This window comes from Arenimonas maotaiensis (assembly GCF_014638745.1).
In the GTDB taxonomy this organism is placed as follows: domain Bacteria; phylum Pseudomonadota; class Gammaproteobacteria; order Xanthomonadales; family Xanthomonadaceae; genus Arenimonas; species Arenimonas maotaiensis.
Map to the genome: position 1 here is coordinate 297,512 of NZ_BMFO01000002.1, position 13,716 is coordinate 311,227.

Consider the following 13,716-nt stretch of genomic DNA (forward strand, 5'->3'; position numbering starts at 1 on the left):
CGGAAGGACACTATGGAATCCCAAGTCGAGCAACTGCGTGCGGTACTGATCGCCCTTCCGGGCGGAAAGCTCATGCTGCCCAATACCACGGTGTCCGAAATCGTGACCTATGCCGCGCCGGAAGCGGTCGACGGCAAGCCGAATTGGTATCTCGGCGCCATCCGCTGGAAAGGCTACCGTCTGCCCTTGGTCTCGTTCTCGGCGATGGCCGGCTGGGATCCGCGCGAAAGTGTGGCCGGTGCCAAGGTCGCCATCCTGAAAGGCCTGTCCGGCGAGACCCGGTTGCCGTATTTCGCGCTGTTGACCCAAGGCTTCCCGCGCCTGGTCAACATCGGCTCCGACCAGCTGATCGACGATCCCGAGCATGCCAGCGAGTTCTACAGCTCGGCCTATCTGGACAACGACGCCGTCGCGATTCCGAATCTTGAGGCAATCGAACGCCTGATCCGCGACAACCTCTGATTCACCAGTCGCCGAAGCGCGACTGCAACGCCGCCACCAAGGCGATGCCCGCGGTTTCGGTGCGCAGGATGCGCGGACCCAAACCCAATCCGTCGAAGCCGGCGGTGCGCAGCAGATGGATGTCGCGTTCGCTGAAACCGCCTTCCGGCCCGATCGCCAGGCTCAGCTCCCGTTCCATGTCGAGCGACAGGTCGGCGATGCGCCGTTCGGCTCCGGGTTGCAGGTAGAACGCCTGGCGCGGACCGGCGGCCGGCGCCAGGCGGTGGATGGCGACCGGTTCGTTGACGACCGGCACGCGCGCGCGGCCGCTCTGCTCGCAGGCCGAACGCACCACGCCCTGCCAGTGCGCCAGCTTCTTGTCCGAGCGTTCGCCGTCCAGCTTCACCTCGGTGCGGTCGGACACGATCGGCGTGAACGCCGACACCCCCAGCTCGGTGGCCTTCTGCAGGATCAGGTCCATCTTCTCGCCGCGCGCGATGCTCTGGTACAGGTGGATGCGCAACGGCGATTCGGTCGTCACCGGCAGCCGCGTGGCCACGCGTACGCGTGCGCCGCGTTTCTCCAGCGTCAGGATCTCGGTCGGGTAGTCGAAGCCGTCGCCGTTGAACAGGTGGAACACCTCGCCGGCCTGCAGGCGCAGCACCCGCACCACGTGGTTGGTGATGGTCTCGGGCAGCGCCAGTTCCTGTTCCGGCTGCAGCGGCAGATCGATGAAGCTGCGGATGGTCCTCATGCGAATGCCTCCGTAAGCGCGGTGGTGGTGACGTCGGCCAGGTGCCGCAGTTCGTCTTCGCCGACGCAATACGGCGGCATCCAGTACAGCACGTCGCCGAGCGGCCGCAGCACCACGCCGCGGGCGATCGCGTGCCGGTAGGCGCGCAGACCCATGCCGCCGGCGATTTCGACCGCGGTGCCGTCGCCGCCGCTGGCGGCGCGGGTCTCGATGGCGAGGATCATGCCGGTCTGCCGGATGTCGGCCACCTGCGGATGTACCGCCAGGGGCGCGGCCAGTTCGGCCATGCGCGCGGCGGTGCGGCGGTTGCGCGCCAGCACGTCGTCCTCGTCGAAGATCGCCAGCGAGGCCAACGCCGCGGCGCAGGCCAGCGGGTTGCCGCTGTAGCTGTGCGAGTGCAGGAAGGCGCGCTCGCGCGAATCGTCCAGGAAGGCCTCGTACACGTGTTCGGTGGTCAGCACCGCCGACAGCGGCAGGAAGCCGCCGGTCAGGCCTTTCGACAGGCACAGGAAGTCCGGTACGATACCGGCCTGCTCGCAGGCGAACAGGGTGCCGGTGCGGCCGAAGCCGACCGCGATCTCGTCGGCGATCAGGTGCGCGCCGTGCGCGTCGCAGATGTCGCGTGCGCGCCGCAGGTAGGCCGGGTGGTGCATGCGCATGCCGCCGGCGCACTGCACCAGCGGCTCCAGGATCAGCGCGCTGATTTGGCCCGGATGCGCCTCGAAGAGGGCCTGCAGTTCGTCGGCGCGGCGCAGGGCGCAGGCCTCGGCCGATTCGCCCGGCTCGGCCGCGAACGCGTCCGGCGAGGGCGCGAACAGCGGTTGCAGCAGCAACGGCGCGTAGGTCCGCCGGTACAGCGGGATGTCGGCCATCGACAGCGCGCCCAGGGTTTCGCCGTGGTAGCTGTTGGTGAGCGCGACGAAGCGCGTGCGCTGGTCATCGCCGCGGTTGCGGTGGCTGTGGAAGCTCATCTTCAGCGCCACCTCGATCGCCGCCGAGCCGTTGTCGGCATAGAACACGCGCGCCAGCGGCGGCCGGCCGGCCTGGCGCGGCGCCACGGCCAACAGGGATTCGGCCAGGCGCAGGCCGGGCTCGTGCGAAAAGCCGGCGAAGATCACGTGTTCGAGTTCGCGCGCCTGCGCGGCCACGGCCTCGGCGATGCGCGGCTCGGCGTGGCCGAACAGGTTGGTCCACCAGCTGCTGACCGCGTCCAGGTAACGGGTGCCGTCCATGCCCTCCAGCCAGGCGCCGCGGCCGCGGCGGATCGGCACCAGGGGCAGGGTGTCGGGATGCTCGCGCATCTGGGTGCAGGGATGCCACAGGACGGCCAGGTCCCGGCGGAGCCATTCGGCGCTGTCGCGCGGCGGGGTATAGCGGGACATATCTCGTCTTCCTATCTAGTCAGTCCGGCGGAAACGCGCGACAATGAAAACCATGACTTCCCTGCCTATTATCCATTCCCGGCAAGTGATTGAAAACAGCCACGGCACGCGGGAAGTGCTCGATCTGGAATTCTCCAACGGCGAACGCCGGCGCTACGAGCGCTCGGTGCAGCAGGGCCACGGCGCAGTGATGATCGCCGCCATGCCCGACAAGGATACCGTGCTGTTGATCCGGGAGTACGCCGCCGGCACCCACCGCTACGAGCTGTGCCTGCCCAAGGGCCGCATCGACCTCGGCGAGAGCGTGCTCGAAGCCGCCAACCGGGAGCTGAAGGAGGAAGCCGGCTTCGGTGCCCGCTCGCTGCGCGTGCTGCGCTCGATCACCCTGGCGCCGACCTACATGAGCCACGCCATCGATCTGGTGCTGGCCGAAGACCTGTATCCCGAACGCCTGCCCGGCGACGAGCCGGAGGAAATGGAAGTGGTGCCTTGGCGGCTCGACCGACTGCACGAGCTGGTGCTGCGCGAAGACTGCTCGGAAGGCCGTAGCTTGGCCGCCCTGCTGGTGCTGAAAGAGCTGATGGCGGCGGAATGAAGGGCTGGTTCGAACCCTTGGCCGACATCGCCCGTCGCGCCGGCGAGGAAATCATGGCGGTGTACGCGCAGGATTTCGAGGTCATGGCCAAGGACGACGCCTCGCCGCTGACCCAGGCCGACCTGGCCGCGCACCGCTGCATCGTGTCGCGCCTGCCGGCACTCGACGGCGGCCTACCGATCCTGTCGGAGGAATCGGCCGCCATCGACTGGCCGGCGCGCCAGGCCTGGTCGCGCTACTGGCTGGTCGATCCGCTCGACGGCACCCGCGAGTTCGTCAAGAAGAACGGCGAGTTCACCGTCAACATCGCCCTGATCGACCAAGGCCGGCCGGTGCTGGGCGTGGTGTATGCGCCGGCGCTGGACTGGCTGCTGGTCGGCGGGCACGGCCTCGGCACGCTCTGGCGACAGGGCGACGCCCGTGGCGAGGCCCGCGTGGCCTCAGCGCCCGAGACCCTGCGGGTGGCGGCCAGCCGTTCGCACCGCGATCCGACGACGCAAGCCTATCTCGACCGCATCGGCGCGGTCGACACCGTCGGCCTGGGGTCCTCGCTCAAGTTCTGCAAGATCGCCACCGGCGAAATCGACCTGTACCCGCGCTTCGGTCCGACCTCGGAATGGGACACCGGCGCCGCGCAGGCGGTGCTGGAAGGCGCCGGCGGCGGCGTATTCACTTTGGACGGCCATCCGCTGCGCTACAACAGCAAGGAATCGCTGCTCAATCCGCACTTCATCGCGGTCGGCGACCGCGGCATCGCCTGGCGGGACTGGCTGTGAGCGTCGAGCTGCAGCGGCTGTTGGGCATCATGCGCGCCTTGCGCGACCCCGACACCGGTTGTCCGTGGGACTTGGAACAGGATTTCCGATCGCTGGCGCCGTATGCCATCGAGGAAGCGTATGAGGTCGCCGACGCCGCCGAGCGCGGCGATTTCGCGGATCTGAAGGACGAGCTCGGCGACCTGCTGCTGCAGGTGGTGTTCCATGCCCAATTGGCGCAGGAACGCGGTCTGTTCGCGTTCGATGACGTCGCCGCCGCCATCAACGACAAGATGGTGCGCCGGCATCCGCATGTCTTCGGTGATGCCCAAGTCGCCGACGCCGACGCGCAGACCACGGCCTGGGAAGAGCACAAGCGCCGGGAGCGCGAGGCCGCCGGCGACGACGCCAGCGCCTTGGCCGGCATCGCCCGCGGGTTGCCGGAATGGCAACGCGCCACCAAGCTGCAGAAGCGCGCGGCCGGCGCCGGTTTCGACTGGCCTGACGTGGAGGGCGTATTCGCCAAGCTGCAGGAGGAGATCGGCGAGGTCCGCACCGAATTCGCCAAAGGCCGCGGACACGACGCATTGGAAGACGAAATCGGCGATATCCTGTTCGTCTGCGTGAACCTGGCGCGGCATGCGAAAGTCGATTTCGGCGCCGCGCTGCGCCGGGCCAACGCCAAGTTCGAGCGCCGATTCCGCGCCATGGAGCGCCTGGCCGCCGATGGCGGGCAAACGCTGCCGCAACTGGGCCTGACCGCGCAGGAAGCGCTTTGGCAACTGGCGAAACACGAGGAGGCCGCCAATGACCCGCTTTGATTCCCTTGCCGAGTTCTATCCGTTCTACCTCGGCGAACACCGCAACCGCACCTGCCGCCGCCTGCATTTCATCGGCAGCTCGCTGACCTTGGGCTGCTTGGCGGCCCTGTTGCTGACCGGCCAATGGTTCTGGTTGCCGGCCGCGTTCGTCTGCGGCTACGGTTTTGCCTGGATCGGTCATTTCGCGTTCGAGAAGAACCGGCCGGCCACTTTCAAGCATCCGCTGTATTCGTTCGTGTCCGACTGGATCATGTACAAGGACATCCTGACCGGGAAAATCCCGTTCTGAGCCCGGTTCACGCGGCGCTCACCCGGCACGGGGCATTCTTCTTCACAAAGCTGAAGACAGCCGTGGAGGCAACATGAAGCGCGATACCCAATCCGGTCTGATCCTGTTGGTCGAAGACAACCGCAGCCTGTCGGAAGTCGTCGGCGAGTATTTCGAGAACAAGGGCTACGGCGTCGACTACGCCGGCGACGGCGTCGACGGTTACCGTCTGGCCACCGCCAACAGCTACGACGTCATCGTGCTCGACCTGAACCTGCCGCGCATGGACGGCCTGCAGGTCTGCCGCAAGCTGCGCGAGGAAGCCAAAATCGCCACACCGGTGCTGATGCTGACCGCGCGCGACGCCGTGTCCGACAAGGTGTTGGGCTTGGAAGCGGGCGCCGACGACTATCTGATCAAGCCGTTCGCCATCCAGGAGCTGGAGGCACGCATCCGCGCCCTGATCCGCCGCGAGCGCCGTCAGGTGAGCACCGAGGTCTACCAGGTCGCCGATCTGGTGCTGGACACCGGCAGCCTGCGCGCGACCCGCGCCGGCAAGGACCTGGCACTGTCGCCGATCGCCCTGCGTCTGCTCGGCATCCTGATGCGCGAGTCGCCGCGGGTGGTGTCGCGGCGCGACATCGAGCGCGAGATCTGGGGCGATGAGCTGCCGGAATCCGACACCCTGCGCAGCCACCTGTATAACCTGCGCAAGGTCATCGACCGCGGCTTCGACAAGCAGCTGCTGCACACCGTGCAGACCGCCGGCTACCGCATCGTCGACCTGGACGAACAGCCCAAGGCATGAACGGCAGGAACGGCCTCAGGAAGAAATTCTGGACGGCTTTCGTGCTGCAGACCGCCGCGATCTGCTTCGCGGCGGTCATCGGCGTGTACGGCGCCTCGGTGGTGATCAAGGACGTGCTGATCAAGCAGGCGCTGCAGGACGAGGCCCGGCATTTCTGGAGCCTGTACCGGAACAACCCGTCGGTGCAGGTGCCGGACACCTTCAACATGAAGGCCTATCTGCTCGACATGCGCGACGCGCCGGCGCTGCCGCCCAAGTACCGCGACCTCGGCAACGGCTACCACAGCCTGGACAAGCGCCGCGGCGGCGAGCTGATCTGGGTCGAGACCCGCGGCCGGCAGAAGCTGGTGCTGGTGTTCAAGCAGGAGCAGGTCGACGCGTTGGCGTTCTGGTTCGGCGTGGTGCCGTTGGCGCTGCTGCTGGTGGTGGTGTACGTGATGGTGCTGCTCAGCTACCGCACCTCCAAGCGCCTGGTGTCACCGGTGATCTGGCTGGCCAACGAGGTCCGCGGCTGGGACCCGAAGCAGCCGGACGTCTCCGCGCTGGCGCCGCAGAAGCTGCCGGCCGACATGGACGGCGAAGCCATGGTGCTGTCGGCCGCGCTGCGCGACCTGGGCCGGCGCATCGGCCAGTTCGTCGAGCGCGAACGCAACTTCACCTCGAACGCCTCGCACGAGCTGCGCACGCCGCTGACCGTCATCCGCGTCGCGACCGACATGGTCGCCGCCGAGTCCTGCCTGTCGCCGACGGCGCAGCGGTCGGTGGCGCGCATCCAGAAGGCCAGCCGGGAGATGGAGTCGCTGATCGAAGGCTTCCTGCTGCTGGCGCGCGAGGACGACCTCGGCCACGCCGAGCATCCGTACTGGATTTCGGAAGCGGCCGGCGACGAGGTGGAGAAGGCGCAGATGCTGCTGCGCGGCAAGCCGGTCACGCTGTCGGTGCGGGTCGAGGATGACTTCCAGATCGACGTTCCGTACTACGTGTGCTCCATCGTCATCGGCAACCTGATCCGCAACGCCTGCCACTACACCGACCAGGGCAGCATCGACGTGGTGGTCGGGCAGGGCCGCGTGCAGGTGCGCGACACCGGCATCGGCATGGACGCCGCGCAGCTGGCGCGCGTGTTCGACCTGTTCTACCGCGGCGACAACGGCAACACCGCCGGCAAGGGCATCGGCATGGCCCTGGTCAAGCGCTTCTGCGAGCGTTTCGGCTGGCGTATCGAGCTGGCCAGCACGCCCGGCGAAGGCACCATTGCGACCCTTTCCATTCCCGCGGCATCTTATTCCGAATCGCACTGAAACCGGCAGTTTTCCATGACCCCTAAAAAATCCCGTCTGTCCGCAGGCAAGCTCGTCCTCGCCGTCCTTGTCCTCGCCGTCCTCTGGTTCGGGTACCGCCAGTTCGCCGGCAAGGGCGACGCCGGCGCCGGCCAGTACCGCAGCGAAGCCGCCGCCATCGGCGACCTGTCGTCCAGCATCTCGGCCACCGGCACGCTCGGCGCCACCGCCACGGTCGAGGTCGGCACCCAGGTGTCCGGCACCCTGCAGACGGTCGAGGTCGACTTCAACGACACGGTTGAGCCCGGCCAGATCATCGCCCGCATCGATCCGTCCACGTTCCAGGCCCGGGTCAACCAGGCCGAGGCGGCGCTGGCCAGCGCCCAGGCCGGCTTGGCCGAGGCGCGGGCCAATGCGCTGAACACCGAGCGCGAATACCAGCGCAAGCGCGAACTGGCCGAAAAGCAGCTGGTGTCGGTCACCGAGCGTGATCTGGCGCTGGCGCAGCGCGACCAGGCCAAGGCGCGGGTGCAGGCCGCGCAGGCGCAGATCCAGCAACAGCAGGCCAACCTCAACAGCGCGCGCCTGGACCTGGCCAAGACCATCATCCGCTCGCCGGTGAAAGGCACCGTGCTGGCGCGTGCGGTGGAGCCCGGCCAGACCGTGGCGGCCAGCCTGCAGACGCCGGTGCTGTTCCGCATCGCCGGCGACCTGAGCGAAATGGAAATCGTGCTGGCCATCGACGAGTCCGACATCGGCCAGGTCAAGGTCGGCCAGCCGGCCACCTTCACCGTCGACGCCTTCCCCGACCGCCAGTTCCGCGGCGCGGTGAAACAGATCCGCTTGGCGGCCAACAACGTCAACAACGTCATCACCTATCCGGTGGTGATCGAAGTCGGCAACAGCGACCAAGTGCTGCTGCCGGGCATGACCGCGACCGCGCAGATCATCACCAGCCGCAAGACCGGCGTGCTGACCATCCCGAATGCGGCCTTGCGTTTCCGCCCGGCCAGCGCGGCGGCGGCCGGCAACGGTCCGTCCTTCGGCGGCCCGACGCAAAGCACCATGCCCTCGCCGGAAGAACGCGCCAAGCGCATGCAGGCGCAGCTGCAGTCGATGCGCGATTTCCTGGTGCAGATCAAGGCCTCGCCGGCCGCCAGCGCCCGCTTCGAACAATCTGCCGAGGCCTATACCCGGCAGGTGGCGCAGATGATGCAGCGCTTCGCCCAAGGCGGCGCCGGCAACGGCGGCAGCCAGGGCGTTCCGGCCGGTGCGAGCGGCGGCCAACCGGGCGGCGCCGGCAACGGCACGCGCCGCTTCGCCGAGCGTTTCGCCAAGGCGTTCGAAGCGGTGCGCGCGGAGCTGACGCCGCAGCAGCAAGGCCAGTGGGACCAGCAGATCCAGGCCCTGTTCAACGCCAAGCGCGCCACCGTGTACGTGCTGGAAAAGGGCGAGCCGGCCGCGGTCGAAATCCGCTTGGGCGCCAGCGACGGCAGCCGTAGCGAAGTGATCGGCGGCCTCAGCGCCGGCCAGCAGGTCATCACCGGCAGCGCGCGCGCCGCAGGCACGCCATGACCGTGCCGGTCATCGACATCCGGGGCCTCGGCAAGGTCTACGCGGCCGGCACCGAGGCCGAGGTGGTGGCGCTGAAAGGCGTCGACCTGCGCGTGATGCCGGGCGAATTCATCGCCATCATGGGCGCCTCGGGTTCGGGCAAGTCGACGCTGATGAACGTGCTCGGCTGCCTGGACGCCGACTACACCGGCGAATATTTCTGCGACGGCGTCGATGTGCGCCGCCTCGACAAGGAACAGCTGGCCAAGCTGCGCCTGGACAAGATCGGTTTCGTGTTCCAGAGCTTCAACCTGCTCAGCCGCATGGACGCGCTGCACAACGTGATGATGCCGCTCGGTTACGCCGGCATCGCGCCTGAAGCGCGCCGGCCGATGGCCGAGACGGCGCTGACCGCCGTCGGCCTCGGCGGACGCATGGGACATCGCCCCGGCGAGCTGTCCGGCGGCCAGCAGCAGCGCATCGCCATCGCGCGCGCGTTGGTCAACCGGCCGCCGATGATCCTGGCCGACGAACCCACCGGCGCGCTCGACTCCAAGACCGGCGCCGAAATCCTGGCGCTGTTCGAGCAGCTCAAGCAGCAGGGCCACACCATCGTGCTGATCACCCACGACGAGCACGTGGCCGCGCACGCCGACCGCGTCTGCCTGATGCGCGACGGCGTGCTCAGCGAATCGGAGCAGCGTCATGTGGCGTGATACCTTCTCCACCGCGGTATCCTCCCTGCGCGGCAACTGGCTGCGCAGCGCGCTCACCTCGCTCGGCGTCATCATCGGCATCGCCGCGGTGATCGTGATGGTCTCGGTCGGGCAGGGCACGCAGAACGAGATCGAAAAGATGGTTTCCGGCCTGGGCGCCAACCGGCTCGACGTCAACTCCGGCGCCTCGCGCGCCGGTGGTGTGCGTTTCGGCGGCGGCTCGCGCATGACCCTGACCCAGTCCGACGCCGACGCCATCCGCCAGCAGATCCCGGAGGTGGCCTACGTCAATGCCAGCCTGCGCGGCGGCGGCCAGGCGGTGTTCGCCGAGAACAACTGGGCCACCAGCTGGCAGGGTGTGGAGGCCGATTACTTCGCCATCAACGACTGGCAGGTCGCCACCGGCAGCGGCTTCGAGGATTCCGACTTCAAATCCGGCAACAAGGTGGCGCTGATCGGCGAGACGGTGCGCCGCGAGCTGTTCGGCGAGTCCGAGGCCATCGGCGAGAGCATCCGCATCGGCAAGACCCCGCTGCAGGTCATCGGCATCCTGGAGAGCAAGGGTCAGGGCGGTTTCGGCCAGGACCAGGACGACATCGTGCTGGTGCCGCTGGAGACCGCGCGCCGGCGCATGGCCGGCAACATCCCGATTCCCGGCGGCGTGCAGTCGATCACCCTGGGCGTGGCCCGTGCCGAGGACCTGCCGTATGTGCAGGAGCAGGTGGAGGTGCTGCTGCGCCAGCTGCACAAGATCCCGCCCGGCGGCGAGGACGACTTCAGCGTCCGCAACATCGCCGAAATCATCGCCACCCGCACCGAGACCACGCGCATCATGTCGCTGCTGTTGGGTGCGGTCGCCGCCATCTCGCTGATCGTCGGCGGCATCGGCATCATGAACATCATGCTGGTGTCGGTCACCGAGCGCATCCGCGAGATCGGCCTGCGCATGGCGGTCGGCGCCGGTCCGAAGGAGATCCAACGCCAGTTCCTGACCGAGGCCATGCTGATTTCGGTCGGCGGCGGCCTGATCGGCATCGCGCTCGGGGTCGGTTTCTCGCTACTGACCGAGAAGATCGGCGCCCTGCCGGTGGCCTTGAACTGGAAAGTGATCTCGCTGGCGGCGGTGTGCTCGATGGCGACCGGCCTGTTCTTCGGCATCTACCCGGCGCGCAAGGCGTCCCAGCTCGATCCGATCGAGGCCCTGCGCCACCAGGGCTGAGTGCGGCCGGATTGGGTATCATGGCGGAACGTCCGTTTGGAGTCCGCCATGAAAGCCGCCGTCCTCGCCCTCGCACTCGCCGCCGCATCCGCGGCCGCCGAACCGCCGCGCACCGCCTTGGTCATCCACGGCGGAGCCGGGGTCATCACCCGCAAGGACCTGCCGGCGGCCAAGCAGGCCGAATACGAGGCCGCGCTCAACCAGGCGCTCGACGCCGGCGACGCCGTGCTCAAGCGCGGCGGCAGCGCGCGCGAGGCGGTGATCGCGGCGGTGCGGGTGATGGAGGACTCGCCGCTGTTCAACGCCGGCAAGGGCGCGGTGTTCAACGCCGAGGGCGGTCACGAGCTGGATGCCGCGATCATGGAAGGCCATACCCGTCGGGCCGGCGCGGTGGCCGGCGCGCGTACGGTGAAGAATCCGGTGCTGCTGGCCGAGGCGATCATGGCGCATTCGCCGCACGTGATGCTGGCCGGTGCCGGTGCCGAGGCCTTCGCCGACACCCGCCCCGAGCTGGAACGCGTCGAGCCGACCTATTTCGACACCCCGCACCGGCTGGAGCAGCTGCGCAAGGCGCAGGACGCCGTACGCATGGCGGTCCGGCCGGAGAAGAACACCTATTTCGGCACCGTCGGCGCGGTCGCGCTCGATCGTGAAGGCCGCATCGCCGCCGCCACCTCGACCGGCGGCATGACCAACAAGCGTTGGGGCCGCATCGGCGACGCGCCGATCATCGGCGCCGGCACCTACGCCGACGCGCAGTGCGGCGTGTCCGCCACCGGCTGGGGTGAGTTCTTCATCCGCGCTACCGTGGCGCATGACATCTGCGCGCGCGTGGCCTACCGCGGTGACAGCCTGAAGGCGGCGTCCGACGCGGTGGTGATGCAGGTGGTGCCGGAGTTGGGCGGCGACGGCGGCGTCATCGCGCTCGACAAGGACGGCAACATCGCGTTGCCGTTCAACACCGAAGGCATGTACCGCGGCTGGATCAAGCCGAGCGGCGAACGCGGCGTGGCGATCTTCAAGGAATGAAGCGCGCCATCCTGTCCGCTGTGGTGTTGGCGATATTGGCCTATTGGCTGGGTCGCCTGCATGGCGCGCAGGAACAGATCGCCGAACACAACGCGTTCTGGAATACGCTGCAAGCCGATATCGAACGTCAACGCGCGCAGGCCGCCGCCCGTGCGCCCGGACCGGATACGGTCTCCGCTCCCAAGCCGGCGCCACAGAAGATTTTGTTCCACGGCCAGCAGGCCATCGAGCGTTCCGCCGACGGCCACTACTACCTCGATGGTGCGGTAAACGGCACGCCGGTGCGCTTTCTGATCGATACCGGCGCCTCGCTGTCGGTGGTCTCGGCCGATCTGGCCAAGCGCGCCGGCGTCACCGAATGCCTGCCGGCCGAATTCCGCACCGCCATGGGCGTGGACCGCGACGTCTGCGTGGCCAAAGTACAGCGTCTGGATTTCGGCCAATTCAGTTTCCGCGACGTCTACATCGGCATCAGCAAGAATCTCGCCGGCGACGCGCTGCTGGGCATGAACGTGCTGAAAGACCTTAAGATAGAGCAATCGGGCGCCTCGCTGGTGCTGGAAAGCGATTGGAAGCGCGACGGCGGTTGAGCCGCGTCATACGAAGGGGACTATCCATGAACGACATCCTGATCGGCAAAGGCGATATCCCGGTGTCGCTGCTGGGCAAATACGGCAACCGCCACGGCCTGGTGGCTGGCGCCACCGGTACCGGCAAGTCGGTATCGCTGATGGTGCTGGCCGAGGGCTTCTCGCGCATGGGCGTGCCGGTATTCATGGCCGACGTCAAAGGCGACATCGCCGGGCTGGCCGCCGCCGGCACGATGAACGACAAGATCGCCGCGCGCGTGGCGCAGATCGGCATCGCCGATTACGCCAACGAAGCCAGCCCGGTCGCGTTCTGGGACCTGTTCGGCAAGAAAGGCCATCCGGTGCGCACCACGGTGTCCGAATTCGGTCCGAACCTGTTCGCGCGCATCCTCGAACTCAACGAGACCCAGGCCGGCGTGCTCGACATCGCGTTCAAGCTGGCCGACGACGAAGGCCTGCTGCTGCTCGATTTGATCGACCTGCGCGCGGTGCTGACGCATGTGGCGGAGAACAAGGCGGCGGTGTCCGCCCGCTACGGGCTGGTGTCGCCGGCCTCGGTGGCCGCCATCCAGCGCGCGCTGCTGCGCCTGGAGCAGCAGGGCGGTGAGGAATTCTTCGGCGAGCCGGCGCTGGAACTGGCCGATATCCTGCGCCTAGACGCCTCCGGCCGCGGCATGATCAACCTGCTCAGCGCCGAACAGCTGATCCTGCAGCCGAAGCTGTATTCCAGCTTCCTGCTCTGGCTGTTGTCCGAGCTGTTCGAGACCCTGCCGGAAGTGGGCGATCTCGACAAGCCGAAACTGGTGTTCTTCTTCGACGAGGCGCATCTGCTGTTCGACGACATCGCCCCGGCCCTGCTGCAGCGGGTGGAACAGGTGGTGCGGCTGATCCGTTCGAAGGGCGTCGGCGTGTATTTCTGCTCGCAGAACCCCGACGACATCCCCGACGACGTGCTCGGCCAGCTCGGCAACCGCATCCAGCACGCCCTGCGCGCCTACACCCCGCGCGACCAGAAAGCCGTGCGTACGGCGGCCGAGACTTTCGTGCCGAATCCGGCGCTGGACGTCGCCAAGGTGATTTCGGAATTGGCGGTCGGCGAGGCGCTGGTGTCCACCCTGCAGGACAAGGGCGTGCCGATGCCGGTCGAGCGCGCGGTGATCTGCCCGCCGCGTTGCCGGATGGGCGCCTTGACCGACGGCGAACGCCAGGCGGTGCTGGCGCAGAGCCTGTTGGGCGTCAAGTACGACCGCGCCGTCGACCGCGAGTCCGCGCACGAAGTGCTGAACCGCCGAGTCCCGGCCGAACCGGTGTCCGTGCCGGCTGGCTCGGAAAAACCCGGCAAGCAGGAGCCCGGCTTGCTGCAGGACATCCTGTTCGGCAACGGCCGGCGTCAAGGGATTCTGGAGGCCGAGGCCAAATACCAGGCCCGCAAGTTCGTGCGCGGCCTGCTGGGCACCCTGCTCGGCGGCCGGCGCTGAGCCCGTCCGCCCTGCCGACAGGCGCT

15 protein-coding genes are annotated in these 13,716 nt (G+C 67.9%); 13 read left to right on the forward strand and 2 right to left on the reverse strand.

The window, feature by feature from the left end:
• The first annotated feature begins 12 nt into the window (after positions 1–12).
• Complete coding sequence (locus IEV56_RS05345; protein ID WP_188448542.1) at positions 13–462, forward strand: chemotaxis protein CheW; 450 nt, start codon at positions 13–15, stop codon at positions 460–462.
• Position 463: 1 nt separating this feature from the next.
• On the opposite strand, the gene IEV56_RS05350 is transcribed toward IEV56_RS05345, so the two are convergent.
• Positions 464–1,195 (reverse strand): 16S rRNA (uracil(1498)-N(3))-methyltransferase, encoded by a 732-nt coding sequence (locus tag IEV56_RS05350; RefSeq protein ID WP_188448543.1) that lies wholly within the window; start codon positions 1,193–1,195, stop codon positions 464–466.
• Positions 1,192–2,577, reverse strand: coding sequence for an adenosylmethionine--8-amino-7-oxononanoate transaminase (bioA, locus tag IEV56_RS05355; protein WP_188448545.1), 1,386 nt, complete (start codon positions 2,575–2,577; stop codon positions 1,192–1,194). The genes IEV56_RS05350 and bioA overlap by 4 nt, the downstream gene beginning before the upstream one ends.
• Positions 2,578–2,620: 43 nt before the next feature.
• Between bioA and nudE the strand changes: the two genes are divergently transcribed.
• The 12 genes from nudE (at position 2,621) to IEV56_RS05410 (ending at position 13,690) form a co-directional block, all read left to right on the forward strand.
• Positions 2,621–3,172: an ADP compounds hydrolase NudE gene (nudE, locus tag IEV56_RS05360; RefSeq protein ID WP_425488564.1), complete on the forward strand. Its 552-nt coding sequence runs from the start codon at positions 2,621–2,623 to the stop codon at positions 3,170–3,172.
• Positions 3,169–3,948, forward strand: coding sequence for a 3'(2'),5'-bisphosphate nucleotidase CysQ (cysQ, locus tag IEV56_RS10595; protein WP_229730190.1), 780 nt, complete (start codon positions 3,169–3,171; stop codon positions 3,946–3,948). Before nudE ends, cysQ begins: the two co-directional genes overlap by 4 nt.
• Positions 3,939–4,748: a nucleoside triphosphate pyrophosphohydrolase gene (gene mazG, locus IEV56_RS05365; protein ID WP_268235756.1), complete on the forward strand. Its 810-nt coding sequence runs from the start codon at positions 3,939–3,941 to the stop codon at positions 4,746–4,748. The genes cysQ and mazG overlap by 10 nt, the downstream gene beginning before the upstream one ends.
• Positions 4,735–5,037 (forward strand): Mpo1-like protein, encoded by a 303-nt coding sequence (locus IEV56_RS05370; RefSeq protein WP_188448549.1) that lies wholly within the window; start codon positions 4,735–4,737, stop codon positions 5,035–5,037. The genes mazG and IEV56_RS05370 overlap by 14 nt, the downstream gene beginning before the upstream one ends.
• Before the next feature lie 73 nt (positions 5,038–5,110).
• A complete protein-coding gene (locus IEV56_RS05375) occupies positions 5,111–5,824 on the forward strand; it encodes a response regulator transcription factor (protein WP_188448550.1) in 714 nt (237 codons plus the stop codon).
• Positions 5,821–7,125, forward strand: coding sequence for a sensor histidine kinase (locus IEV56_RS05380; RefSeq protein ID WP_188448552.1), 1,305 nt, complete (start codon positions 5,821–5,823; stop codon positions 7,123–7,125). The genes IEV56_RS05375 and IEV56_RS05380 overlap by 4 nt, the downstream gene beginning before the upstream one ends.
• A gap of 15 nt (positions 7,126–7,140) precedes the next feature.
• Complete coding sequence (locus IEV56_RS05385; protein WP_188448553.1) at positions 7,141–8,679, forward strand: efflux RND transporter periplasmic adaptor subunit; 1,539 nt, start codon at positions 7,141–7,143, stop codon at positions 8,677–8,679.
• On the forward strand, positions 8,676–9,374 hold the full coding sequence (locus IEV56_RS05390; RefSeq protein ID WP_188448554.1) for an ABC transporter ATP-binding protein: 699 nt from the start codon (positions 8,676–8,678) through the stop codon (positions 9,372–9,374). Before IEV56_RS05385 ends, IEV56_RS05390 begins: the two co-directional genes overlap by 4 nt.
• Positions 9,364–10,593: an ABC transporter permease gene (locus IEV56_RS05395; RefSeq protein WP_188448555.1), complete on the forward strand. Its 1,230-nt coding sequence runs from the start codon at positions 9,364–9,366 to the stop codon at positions 10,591–10,593. The genes IEV56_RS05390 and IEV56_RS05395 overlap by 11 nt, the downstream gene beginning before the upstream one ends.
• 48 nt (positions 10,594–10,641) lie before the next feature.
• Entirely contained in the window at positions 10,642–11,622 is a 981-nt protein-coding gene (locus IEV56_RS05400; protein ID WP_188448556.1) for an isoaspartyl peptidase/L-asparaginase family protein, read from the forward strand.
• Complete coding sequence (locus IEV56_RS05405; RefSeq protein WP_188448557.1) at positions 11,619–12,212, forward strand: retropepsin-like aspartic protease family protein; 594 nt, start codon at positions 11,619–11,621, stop codon at positions 12,210–12,212. The genes IEV56_RS05400 and IEV56_RS05405 overlap by 4 nt, the downstream gene beginning before the upstream one ends.
• Positions 12,213–12,238: 26 nt before the next feature.
• A complete protein-coding gene (locus IEV56_RS05410) occupies positions 12,239–13,690 on the forward strand; it encodes a helicase HerA-like domain-containing protein (protein WP_188448558.1) in 1,452 nt (483 codons plus the stop codon).
• The last annotated feature ends 26 nt before the right edge of the window (positions 13,691–13,716 follow it).

Excerpts from the sequence above, each read along its gene's own strand:
- IEV56_RS05345 (WP_188448542.1), top strand. The coding sequence starts at position 13 with ATGGAATCCCAAGTCGAGCAACTGCGTGCGGTACTGATCGCCCTTCCG.
- IEV56_RS05350 (WP_188448543.1), bottom strand. The coding sequence starts at position 1,195 with ATGAGGACCATCCGCAGCTTCATCGATCTGCCGCTGCAGCCGGAACAG.
- bioA (WP_188448545.1), bottom strand. The coding sequence starts at position 2,577 with ATGTCCCGCTATACCCCGCCGCGCGACAGCGCCGAATGGCTCCGCCGG.
- nudE (WP_425488564.1), top strand. The coding sequence starts at position 2,621 with ATGAAAACCATGACTTCCCTGCCTATTATCCATTCCCGGCAAGTGATT.
- cysQ (WP_229730190.1), top strand. The coding sequence starts at position 3,169 with ATGAAGGGCTGGTTCGAACCCTTGGCCGACATCGCCCGTCGCGCCGGC.
- IEV56_RS05370 (WP_188448549.1), top strand. The coding sequence starts at position 4,735 with ATGACCCGCTTTGATTCCCTTGCCGAGTTCTATCCGTTCTACCTCGGC.
- IEV56_RS05375 (WP_188448550.1), top strand. The coding sequence starts at position 5,111 with ATGAAGCGCGATACCCAATCCGGTCTGATCCTGTTGGTCGAAGACAAC.
- IEV56_RS05380 (WP_188448552.1), top strand. The coding sequence starts at position 5,821 with ATGAACGGCAGGAACGGCCTCAGGAAGAAATTCTGGACGGCTTTCGTG.
- IEV56_RS05385 (WP_188448553.1), top strand. The coding sequence starts at position 7,141 with ATGACCCCTAAAAAATCCCGTCTGTCCGCAGGCAAGCTCGTCCTCGCC.
- IEV56_RS05390 (WP_188448554.1), top strand. The coding sequence starts at position 8,676 with ATGACCGTGCCGGTCATCGACATCCGGGGCCTCGGCAAGGTCTACGCG.
- IEV56_RS05395 (WP_188448555.1), top strand. The coding sequence starts at position 9,364 with ATGTGGCGTGATACCTTCTCCACCGCGGTATCCTCCCTGCGCGGCAAC.
- IEV56_RS05400 (WP_188448556.1), top strand. The coding sequence starts at position 10,642 with ATGAAAGCCGCCGTCCTCGCCCTCGCACTCGCCGCCGCATCCGCGGCC.
- IEV56_RS05405 (WP_188448557.1), top strand. The coding sequence starts at position 11,619 with ATGAAGCGCGCCATCCTGTCCGCTGTGGTGTTGGCGATATTGGCCTAT.
- IEV56_RS05410 (WP_188448558.1), top strand. The coding sequence starts at position 12,239 with ATGAACGACATCCTGATCGGCAAAGGCGATATCCCGGTGTCGCTGCTG.